We start from the raw sequence: 9,542 nt of genomic DNA on the forward strand, positions 1-9,542 counted from the left end.
TTGAAAGGATAGACGCTAAACTGCATGTCATTCGAATCAATTAGCATCATGCAACTCTATCAAGTTAGTAAGACAGACGGCTCATGGTAGAAATAACCGTCGAAAAATGGTAAGTTATTTAAAGAATATTAAAAATTTGTTTGGGGGTTTAATAGGTGGAAAAGAGACTCAAAAATATCATTCTAGAACATAGCGATGAAATCATCAAAAAATGGCTGGAAAAACTCGATCAAAGTAAAATCGCTGAATATGGCGAAACCATTTCTCAAGAATCGATTGAACAAACGAATCGAGAATTCGTTAATGTCATTTTTTCAAATATTGAAAGTGACGGTGGAACGGATGATTTACATGAGTTCTCCGAGAAAATTGTTAACCTTGGATGGCCATTAGGCTATTTGACTGAAGGTATGCAAGCATTCAGATCTGTGACCATTAAAGTCATTCTAGAAGATATCGGTGAAACAAACAGTAATGATGAATTCTTGAGCATTATGGAAGGAGTCAACGATTGGGTCGATCCGATTAAAAACCGTCTTATCAATGAATACTCCCATAATTGGACAAACATTGTTTCCTTGCAAAAGGTAGCTTTGCAAGAACTTTCCGCGCCGTTAATTCCAGTTATGGAAGGCATTACGGTTATGCCGCTTGTAGGAACGATTGATACAGATCGTGCGAAACTCATCATGGAAAATTTACTGAACGGTGTCATTAAAAACCATGCTGAAGTTGTGTTGATTGATATTACTGGTGTACCAGTTGTTGATACGATGGTTGCTCATCACATTATTCAGGCTGCCGAAGCCGTTCGTCTTGTCGGATCGCAATGTATTTTGGTCGGAATTCGTCCAGAGATAGCTCAGACGATTGTTAATCTAGGTATCGATCTTCGCAACTTCCCAACGAAAAGTTCGTTGCAAAAAGGATTCAGAACAGCACTTGAGATGACAGGTGCAAAAGTAGTTAGTGAAAGTGAAAGCGAAGGCGACGAAATCGAAAACATTCTTAACTCGATTGAGAAGGAGTGAAAGATATGAGAATACCGATTTTAAAGTTACATGAATATCTTTTGATATCTGTGCAAGTGGATTTAGATGACCAAACAGCGATGCAATTTCAAGAAGACTTATTGAGCAAAATACATGAGTCAGGTGCAACAGGTGTAGTACTTGATTTAACTTCTGTAGACATTATAGATTCCTTTATAGCGAAAGTATTAGGAGATGTCGTATCGATGGCAGACTTAATGGGGGCAAAAGTCGTCTTCACTGGTATTCAACCGGCAGTTTCCATGACTTTAATCGACTTAGGCATTCACTTACAAGACGTACCGACAGCATTAGATCTTGAACAAGGGTTGATTAAGCTGAGACGGGAATTGGAGGAAAAGTGATGAAGGGGACACTATCCAATGTGCCAATAGCCAAAGAGCTTGATATTGTTGGCGCAAGACAAACGGGTAGGAATATAGCGAACGACCTGGGGTTCAGTTCTGTGGACCAAGCCAGAATCGCGACCGCTATTTCTGAACTCGCGAGAAATATATACTTATACGCCAAAAAAGGAGAAATCACTTTCCAACAAGTAGAAGGCGTAGCACCAGTTGGGCTGAAAATTATCGCAAAAGATAATGGGCCTGGGATTAAAGATATTAGTAAATCAATGATTGATGGTTACTCAACCTCTGGAGGTTTAGGGGCAGGATTGCCAGGTGTGAAACGGTTAATGGACGACTTCGACATTATGTCAAGCGATGAAGGCACGACAATCCATGTCATTAAATGGTTACGGTAATAGGGGGGACGGCATGGAACAAACGAAGAAAATGGTCTCTGTTTATAGAGAATTGCTACAAGAATATTTGAGATCAAAAGATGAGAAAGTGTTATATCAAGCAGAACAATTTAGTCGACAATCGATACAGGATGGCGTGAAACCAGAAGAAATTATTGACGCCCATTATCAAACAATGTCGGAAATCATTCCAGATATGGATCCGCGTTTAAAAGATTCATTCAAATTTCTAATCGAAACAATGATTTATTACGGTGTAGCTTATGGAATGTTCAATGATATAAAAGAACAACAATATTCCCTTCGAAATGAAATTGATGTAGCCGCCAAAATGCAGAATACATTATTGAAAACGGAAGTACCTAATTCTGAAGTTCTGGATATAGGTGCGATTTCTCTTCCTGCACGGCAAATGAGTGGAGATTATTATCACTTCGTAGAAGACACGGAAAATAACATCGGTGTTGCTGTCGCTGATGTAAGTGGGAAAGGCATTCCGGCAGCATTCGTCATGTCGATGATCAAATATGCGATGGAGAGTTACCCGGATAACCGGATTTACCCGGAAATGATCCTGGAACTTTTGAACCGGGTTGTTGAGAGAAACGTAGAACCAGGAATGTTTGTATCTATGTTTTACGGGTTGTACGAAGTAGAGCAACATAAATTTTATTTTGCGACGGCTGGACATGAACCGGGATTCATTTATCGTCATCGCTCGAAAACTTTCGAAGAGATACGGGGAAAAGGGTTGTTGCTAGGTGTACAAAAAGACTCGGATTATAAACGATTTGAGTTAGATATTGAACCGAACGACATCATTTTTTTGTTGACAGACGGTGTAACAGAGTGCAAGGTTTCAGGTCGCTTTATTGAACAAGAAGAAGTTCTTGATGTACTTTATAATTATGTACATGAACCCCCGGAAAAATTGGTAGAGAATGTCTATAAACATCTTGAACGTTTGCAAGATTTTCATCTTAGGGATGACTTCACATTAGTTGCGATTCAAAGAAAAGATAATTAATAGGTTTAATAGGACTTTGGATTGGGTAAAGAGAGGTAGACAACAGATAGGAGGATGGTTATTGATGAATCTACATATCGATGATCATAACGAAGGACAGTCGTCGATCCTGAAACTGTCAGGTGAAATAGATGCATATACAGCGCCAAGATTAAAGGAGCATTTACTGAATCTGATTGAGGACAATCAAGAGGTCCAAGTAGATATGCAGCAAGTCAATTATATGGATTCAACCGGTTTGGGTGTATTTATCAGTGCATTAAAAACATCCAAAGAAGCGAACAAAACCTTTAAACTCATTAACTTGCAAGAAAATGTTTACCGCCTCTTCAATATTACGGGACTTAACGAAGTGATTGACATTGAAAACACAGTTAGAGGTGGTATGTAATGGACGAGCTATTCGATTTCATTGAAATGAAAGTACCAGCAAAATCAGATTATGTTGGCGTTGCACGATTGACAGCATCCGGCTTGGCAAATCGAATGGGTTTTAGCTATGAAGAAATTGAGGATTTAAAAGTCGCAATTTCCGAAGCAATAACCAATACGGTGAAGCATGCCTATACTGAAGAAGGCGCTGGGGAAGTTACAATTGGGTTTGGTTTATATGAAGACCGTATGGAAGTCATGATTGCAGACTATGGTGGTAGCTTCAATCTTAAATCGATCAAGGAAAAAATTGGACCTTACAATGAAGACATCCCGATCAGCAATATGAAAGAGGGAGGTTTTGGTCTGTTCCTAATCGATGCCCTTATGGACAAAGTGGAGATCACGAACAACAACGGCGTAATCGTACTTATGACAAAGTACTTGTTCGAAAACGAGGTGGGGCGTAGTGACGACCAGGTCTCAACAACACAATAACGAAGAAGATGTTTATCAACTGATTGACTACCTCCATGAGAACCCAGAAGATGAAGCAGCCCAAGAAAAAATCGTCCTTAAATATGAAAACCTAGTTCATTCAATTGCAAAAAAATATTCCAAAAACAGTGGAATTCATGAAGATCTTGTACAAGTTGGTATGGTCGGTTTGTTAGCGGCGATTCGCAGATACGATGAATCGTTCGGAAAATCGTTTGAATCCTTCGCCATTCCAACAATCATCGGTGAAATTAAACGTTTTATTCGAGATAAAACATGGAGCGTACATGTTCCAAGAAGAATTAAAGAGTTAGGACCCAAAATTAAAAAAGCGGTAGAAGAGCTGACATCCGAAAATCAAGTCTCTCCATCTGTTCCCGAAATCGCCAAATATTTAAAGGTTTCGGAAGAAGAAGTATTGGAGACAATGGAGATGGGCAAAAGCTATAATGCTTTATCTGCCGACCGCCGAATTGAAGCCGATTCAGATGGAAGTACGGTGACGATTCTAGATCTTGTTGGCGAAAAAGAAGACGGTTATGAGCAAATTGACTATAAACTTCTAATCGAAAAAATCATGCCTCTTTTATCCGAAAGAGAGCAAGAGATTTTACGATGCACCTATTTTGAGAATTTAAGTCAAAAAGAAACCGGTAAACGACTCGGTCTTTCGCAAATGCATGTATCCAGATTGCAGCGTCGCGCACTCAGGAAGCTGCGTGAATCCATATCGGATGAAGACTTGGAGGTATTGTTTTGATTCAGCAGGCTGAAAGAGTAGAAGTAGCAACTTATGAAAAACCAAAAAAAGGTAACTATCATTCAGGCGATAGTTACTTTTATATCGAAACGGAAGAACATTTCTTGGTTGCACTGTCAGACGGACTCGGCAGTGGCGAAGTTGCCAAAGAGTCTTCACAAACAGTCATCGATGTCATTCGTCGGAACGTACATCGACCACTGGATGACATGCTTGAACAATGCAACGCAGCCTTATTCGGAAATGAGTTAAGAGGTTGTGTGTTAGGGATTTTACGATTGGATTTTAAAACAAGGCAATTCTCCTATGTCTCAGTAGGCAACATCAGTATTGTGATGATCTCAGCTGATGGAAACAAACGAAGGAACATTCCGATTCATGGATATCTTTCAGGGGTGCCTCGTAAAACAAAAGTTCACTACGGAGATTTGGAGAAAGACGCATTATTTTTTATGTTTTCAGATGGCGTGAGCGAACGCCAACTAACGAAGGAGTTTTATAGCTTCCGATCGATGGAAACGACTGTTGCTTGGTTTACGGAGCAACAAAAAGAATATATGGATGATGATACAACTTTAATAGCGATGAAGTTTCTGGGATGAGAAGGGTACTATACCCTTCTTTTGTTTTGTCGTCATCGCAAAATGCAATAAATATAGAAGTCGAAACAATGTTATAATAGGAAAGCAGAAAGGCATTTTGTTTGGAGGAATTAGCATGGAAGAAAAGCAATACATAGACCGAGCAGTCGATTTCGTCAGTAAAGATTTATCTATTCAATCGAAAACCGTTCGCACAGTGGTTGAGTTGTTGGACGAAGGGAATACTGTCCCATTTATTGCTCGTTATCGGAAAGAGCAAACCGGAAATTTAGATGAAACACAAATACAATCCATTAAAGAATCATTTGACTACCAAATGCAACTCGATCAACGAAAAGAAGAAATCATCCGTTTAATCGATGAACAAGGTAAATTGACAGATGAATTAAAAAAAGACATCCAGGCGGCAAGCAAGTTACAACGTCTGGAAGACTTATATCGACCGTATAAACAAAAGAGACGGACACGCGCAACGATCGCTAAAGAAAAAGGATTGGAACCGTTAGCTGAGAAAGTCTGGGCTCAAAAAGGAATTCAGGTCCAACAAGAGGCAGAACAGTATCTCTCTGAAGAAAATGAATTATTCGAAGTGAGCGATGTCCTTCAAGGCGTCAATGATATTCTTGCCGAAAAAATCTCGGATGAAGCGAAATTCCGTGAGAAAATTCGTTCCATGACTTTTTCGAAAGGAATCATCAAGACCGAAATAAAAAAAAATGCTGAAGATGAAAAAGAGATTTATCAGATGTACTATGATTTCCAAGAACAAGTATCAAAAATTGCACATCACCGAGTGCTAGCCGTCAACCGCGGAGAGAAAGAAAAGGTTTTGAGAGTGACCATTGAACCGCCAGTGGAAAATGTTATCTCTTACTTGCAAAAAGAAATCATTATGAACCAGGATATAGAAGAAGCGAATATTATTCAGGCCGCAATCGACGACGGTTATAAACGTTTATTGGAACCATCGATTGAACGAGATATCCGTAGCTCATTGACAGAAACTGCGGAAGAACACGCCATTGATATTTTTGCCAAGAACCTGAAAAACTTACTTTTACAGCCCCCACTTAAAGGCAAGGTCATGCTCGGTGTAGACCCAGCTTTCCGGACAGGTTGTAAGCTCGCCGTCATTGACGAAACAGGAGCGAAGCAAGAAGTGGATGTCATATATCCGACTGAACCGAGAAAAGATGTGAAAGGTTCTGAGAAAAAGGTGCTATCTATTCTTGAGCGCTATCCAGTCGAATTGATTGCAATCGGAAACGGAACAGCATCAAGAGAAACAGAGCAATTCATCGCGGATATGATTCAACAAAACAATCTGGATGTACCCTATCTCATTGTCAATGAAGCGGGTGCCAGTGTTTACTCAGCGTCAAAGCTTGCACGTGAAGAATTTCCCGATTTGCAGGTAGAAGAAAGAAGTGCCATTTCAATCGCTCGCAGAGTACAAGATCCACTCAGTGAGTTGGTTAAAATCGATCCGAAATCCATTGGGGTTGGCCAGTACCAACATGATGTGTCACAAAGCAAGCTGAATAGCTCATTAACTTTTGTCGTCGAAACGGCAGTGAACCAAGTTGGTGTAAATGTAAACACAGCCTCATCTTCATTACTTGAATACATTTCAGGCTTAAACAAAACGGTGGCAAATAATATCGTTAAGTACCGAGAAGAGAATGGAAAATTCACCAACCGGAAGCAAATTAAGAAGGTGCCTCGATTAGGAGATAAAACTTATGAGCAGGCCATAGGGTTTTTGAGGATACCAGATGGTGATGAACCACTTGATCGGACGTCCATTCACCCTGAAAGTTACCAGGCAACGAAACAACTATTGGGAGAATTAAATGCAACTTCTGCAGATATTGGTACGGAAGACCTGTCCAACAAACTAAAAGAAGTGAATTTAACCGATTTTGAACGAGAACTGGAAATCGGAAAACTCACGTTGGAAGATATTATGAAAGACCTTCGTAAACCAAATCGAGATCCACGTGATGAACTGCCGAAACCATTACTTAAAACGAATGTGCTTTCAATGGAAGACTTAAAACAAGGAATGGAACTCCAGGGAACCGTCAGAAACGTCGTCGATTTCGGTGCATTTGTAGATGTCGGAGTCAAACAAGACGGACTTGTTCATATTTCCAAGTTGGCAAATCGGTTTGTTAAAAACCCATTAGATGTTGTTGCAGTAGGTGACATTGTGACGGTCTGGGTAGAAGAAATCGATGTAAAAAGACAGCGCATCGCATTAACGATGGTTCAGTAAAACTTAATTGACATTACGGTCATAATAATAAAACCAGCATTGATTGAGTAATTTAATTTGGTATAAATCTTTGGAGGCATAGGCTTTTAATAGCTGTGCCTTCAACCAATTCGGCATAGCAAACCCTCCTGAAACTGTTTATATTACTATATGCAATTAACAGAGATTTGCTATATGGAAATATACCATTGTACGAAAGGTGAAATGAATGGATCAAAATCAATTGCTCCAATGGACAAGAGAACTGTCCGAAACCTACTTTAGACGGGAATTTCATGCTGACATTGTATTTAACGGAAGGTTACGAACAACAGGCGGAAGATATATACCTTCAAAGAAACGAATTGAGATTAACAGAAAATATTTAGATGAATTAGGAGAAGAAGAACTCAAAGGAATTATTAAACATGAACTATGTCATCATTTTTTACATGTCGACGGTAAACCTTACAATCATCGCAGTAAAGAATTTCGTCAACTATTAAAAGAAACCGGATCACCAAGACATTGTAGTTTTTTGCCATCGGTGGAGCGAGAGAAATACATATATCAATGCAAAAAGTGTGGACTCGAATATAAAAGAAGAAGAAAAGTGGACACAAAACGGTATTCCTGTGGGAAATGTCGGGGAAAACTTGTTCAAAAATAAGAAATTATATTTTCACCTTGTCTCAACTATATGAAACATGTATAATTGGAATTTGTGAGCGAGCTATTCAAGTAAAAGAAAGTAATTCTACTTACTGATCGGGTGATTAAAAAATATTTGAGAAAAATATTTTTAACCGATTGACACGCTCTGAAAGATGTTGTATTATACTTAACGTCGCAACAAAATGAATGGTTGTTTGATTGTAGCGAACCGTAAACATCTTGGAAAATCTTCTGAGTAGGATTGCGAGGAGTGGAGACACGACGAGCATATTAAGCAAAACGTGTCCACAATGAATTTTCTTACTTATATTCCAGCGTAGCTCAGTGGTAGAGCAGTTGGCTGTTAACCAATTGGTCGCAGGTTCGAATCCTGCCGCTGGAGCCATATGGAGAAGTACTCAAGTGGCTGAAGAGGCGCCCCTGCTAAGGGTGTAGGTCGCGTAAGCGGCGCGAGGGTTCAAATCCCTCCTTCTCCGCCATTACTTATTGGCCCGTTGGTCAAGTGGTTAAGACACCGCCCTTTCACGGCGGTAACACGGGTTCGAATCCCGTACGGGTCACTTGTTATATTAGGTCCGGTAGTTCAGTTGGTTAGAATGCCTGCCTGTCACGCAGGAGGTCGCGGGTTCGAGTCCCGTCCGGACCGCCATTCTTGGGCTATAGCCAAGCGGTAAGGCATCGGGTTTTGGTCCCGTGATTCCCAGGTTCGAATCCTGGTAGCCCAGCCATTATTTACTATAAGAAAGGATCGGGCAAATCATTATAGCAACTTATGAATTGAATAAATTCAAGTAAGTCTTTTTTTATTGCTAAAATGCTATTTTTTATTTTACATTTGCCTTCGTTTCTTTTATGATAATTAATATTGAAAATTCGAGCCATTAGCTCAGTCGGTAGAGCATCTGACTTTTAATCAGAGGGTCGGAGGTTCGAATCCTCCATGGCTCACCATATGCGGTCGTGGCGGAATGGCAGACGCGCTAGGTTGAGGGCCTAGTGGGAGTTAATCCCGTGGAGGTTCAAGTCCTCTCGACCGCATTGAGAAAAAAAGCTTGCAATTATGTTTGAGATTTGATATGATATTCCTTGTCGCTGTTGCGCCCGTAGCTCAATTGGATAGAGTGTCTGACTACGGATCAGAAGGTTAGGGGTTCGACTCCTCTCGGGCGCGTAGACGGGAAGCAATCAAAAGTGTTTGTTGCTTCCTGCTTAAAAATTTAATTCATCTACATGCGGGTGTAGTTTAGTGGTAAAACCTCAGCCTTCCAAGCTGATGTCGTGGGTTCGATTCCCATCACCCGCTCCATATATGGGCCTGTAGCTCAGTTGGTCAGAGCGCACGCCTGATAAGCGTGAGGTCGGTGGTTCAAGTCCACTCAGGCCCACCATATAGCATTCGAACCTTGAAAACTAAACAAAATAGCCTGAAGTCAATTCGGTTTCTTTCTTACTTGATTGGGAAAGAAACAAACGAAAATTTTTAAGCCAATCAAACACTTTATTGGAGAGTTTGATCCTGGCTCAGGATGAACGCTGGCGGCGTGCCTAATACAT

The 9,542-nt window shown here is 40.3% G+C and carries 11 protein-coding genes and 10 tRNA genes; 20 read left to right on the top strand and 1 reads right to left on the bottom strand.

The genetic code is table 11. The features are described 5' to 3' along the window. The first annotated feature begins 155 nt into the window (after positions 1–155). From FPQ10_RS07325 to FPQ10_RS07365, 9 genes are all read left to right on the top strand, one after another. Entirely contained in the window at positions 156–1,031 is an 876-nt protein-coding gene (locus FPQ10_RS07325) for an STAS domain-containing protein (RefSeq protein WP_144162552.1), read from the top strand. 5 nt (positions 1,032–1,036) lie between these two features. Then, complete coding sequence (locus tag FPQ10_RS07330) at positions 1,037–1,396, top strand: STAS domain-containing protein (RefSeq protein WP_144162554.1); 360 nt, start codon at positions 1,037–1,039, stop codon at positions 1,394–1,396. Then, complete coding sequence (locus FPQ10_RS07335; RefSeq protein ID WP_144162556.1) at positions 1,396–1,797, top strand: anti-sigma regulatory factor; 402 nt, start codon at positions 1,396–1,398, stop codon at positions 1,795–1,797. The genes FPQ10_RS07330 and FPQ10_RS07335 overlap by 1 nt, the downstream gene beginning before the upstream one ends. A gap of 13 nt (positions 1,798–1,810) precedes the next feature. Next, a complete protein-coding gene (locus FPQ10_RS07340) occupies positions 1,811–2,824 on the top strand; it encodes a PP2C family protein-serine/threonine phosphatase (RefSeq protein ID WP_144162558.1) in 1,014 nt (337 codons plus the stop codon). 64 nt (positions 2,825–2,888) lie between these two features. Beyond that, on the top strand, positions 2,889–3,215 hold the full coding sequence (locus tag FPQ10_RS07345; RefSeq protein ID WP_144162560.1) for an STAS domain-containing protein: 327 nt from the start codon (positions 2,889–2,891) through the stop codon (positions 3,213–3,215). Continuing rightward, on the top strand, positions 3,215–3,694 hold the full coding sequence (gene rsbW / locus FPQ10_RS07350; protein ID WP_144162562.1) for an anti-sigma B factor RsbW: 480 nt from the start codon (positions 3,215–3,217) through the stop codon (positions 3,692–3,694). The genes FPQ10_RS07345 and rsbW overlap by 1 nt, the downstream gene beginning before the upstream one ends. After that, positions 3,666–4,454 carry an RNA polymerase sigma factor SigB gene (sigB, locus tag FPQ10_RS07355; protein WP_144162564.1) on the top strand — a complete coding sequence of 263 codons (789 nt, stop codon included), beginning with the start codon at positions 3,666–3,668 and terminating at the stop codon, positions 4,452–4,454. The genes rsbW and sigB overlap by 29 nt, the downstream gene beginning before the upstream one ends. Then, the gene (locus FPQ10_RS07360; protein ID WP_246569342.1) at positions 4,451–5,056 is read left to right on the top strand and encodes a SpoIIE family protein phosphatase; all 606 of its coding nucleotides are present in this window, start codon (positions 4,451–4,453) and stop codon (positions 5,054–5,056) included. The genes sigB and FPQ10_RS07360 overlap by 4 nt, the downstream gene beginning before the upstream one ends. 115 nt (positions 5,057–5,171) lie before the next feature. Then, positions 5,172–7,334: a Tex family protein gene (locus FPQ10_RS07365; protein ID WP_144162566.1), complete on the top strand. Its 2,163-nt coding sequence runs from the start codon at positions 5,172–5,174 to the stop codon at positions 7,332–7,334. Between the two features lie 3 nt (positions 7,335–7,337). On the opposite strand, the gene cmpA is transcribed toward FPQ10_RS07365, so the two are convergent. After that, positions 7,338–7,451: a cortex morphogenetic protein CmpA gene (gene cmpA / locus FPQ10_RS07370; RefSeq protein WP_144089549.1), complete on the bottom strand. Its 114-nt coding sequence runs from the start codon at positions 7,449–7,451 to the stop codon at positions 7,338–7,340. A gap of 91 nt (positions 7,452–7,542) precedes the next feature. Between cmpA and FPQ10_RS07375 the strand changes: the two genes are divergently transcribed. The 11 genes from FPQ10_RS07375 (at position 7,543) to FPQ10_RS07425 (ending at position 9,376) form a co-directional block, all read left to right on the top strand. After that, positions 7,543–7,983 (top strand): SprT family protein, encoded by a 441-nt coding sequence (locus FPQ10_RS07375; protein WP_144162568.1) that lies wholly within the window; start codon positions 7,543–7,545, stop codon positions 7,981–7,983. Positions 7,984–8,298: 315 nt separating this feature from the next. Further along, positions 8,299–8,373: transfer RNA gene (locus tag FPQ10_RS07380), tRNA-Asn, on the top strand. Positions 8,374–8,376: 3 nt separating this feature from the next. Further along, positions 8,377–8,467: transfer RNA gene (locus FPQ10_RS07385), tRNA-Ser, on the top strand. 9 nt (positions 8,468–8,476) lie between these two features. Continuing rightward, a tRNA-Glu gene (locus FPQ10_RS07390) sits at positions 8,477–8,548 on the top strand. 12 nt (positions 8,549–8,560) lie between these two features. Then, positions 8,561–8,637, top strand: a tRNA-Asp gene (locus FPQ10_RS07395). 4 nt (positions 8,638–8,641) lie between these two features. Further along, positions 8,642–8,716 (top strand) — tRNA-Gln (locus tag FPQ10_RS07400). A 147-nt stretch (positions 8,717–8,863) separates the two neighbouring features. Then, positions 8,864–8,939 (top strand) — tRNA-Lys (locus tag FPQ10_RS07405). A 3-nt stretch (positions 8,940–8,942) separates the two neighbouring features. Beyond that, positions 8,943–9,026, top strand: a tRNA-Leu gene (locus tag FPQ10_RS07410). A gap of 59 nt (positions 9,027–9,085) precedes the next feature. Next, positions 9,086–9,159: transfer RNA gene (locus FPQ10_RS07415), tRNA-Arg, on the top strand. A gap of 61 nt (positions 9,160–9,220) precedes the next feature. Further along, positions 9,221–9,294, top strand: a tRNA-Gly gene (locus FPQ10_RS07420). Between the two features lie 5 nt (positions 9,295–9,299). Continuing rightward, positions 9,300–9,376: transfer RNA gene (locus FPQ10_RS07425), tRNA-Ile, on the top strand. The last annotated feature ends 166 nt before the right edge of the window (positions 9,377–9,542 follow it).

Origin of the sequence: Allobacillus sp. SKP2-8, from assembly GCF_007559355.1 — a bacterium.
Classification (GTDB): domain Bacteria; phylum Bacillota; class Bacilli; order Bacillales; family Alkalibacillaceae; genus Allobacillus; species Allobacillus halotolerans.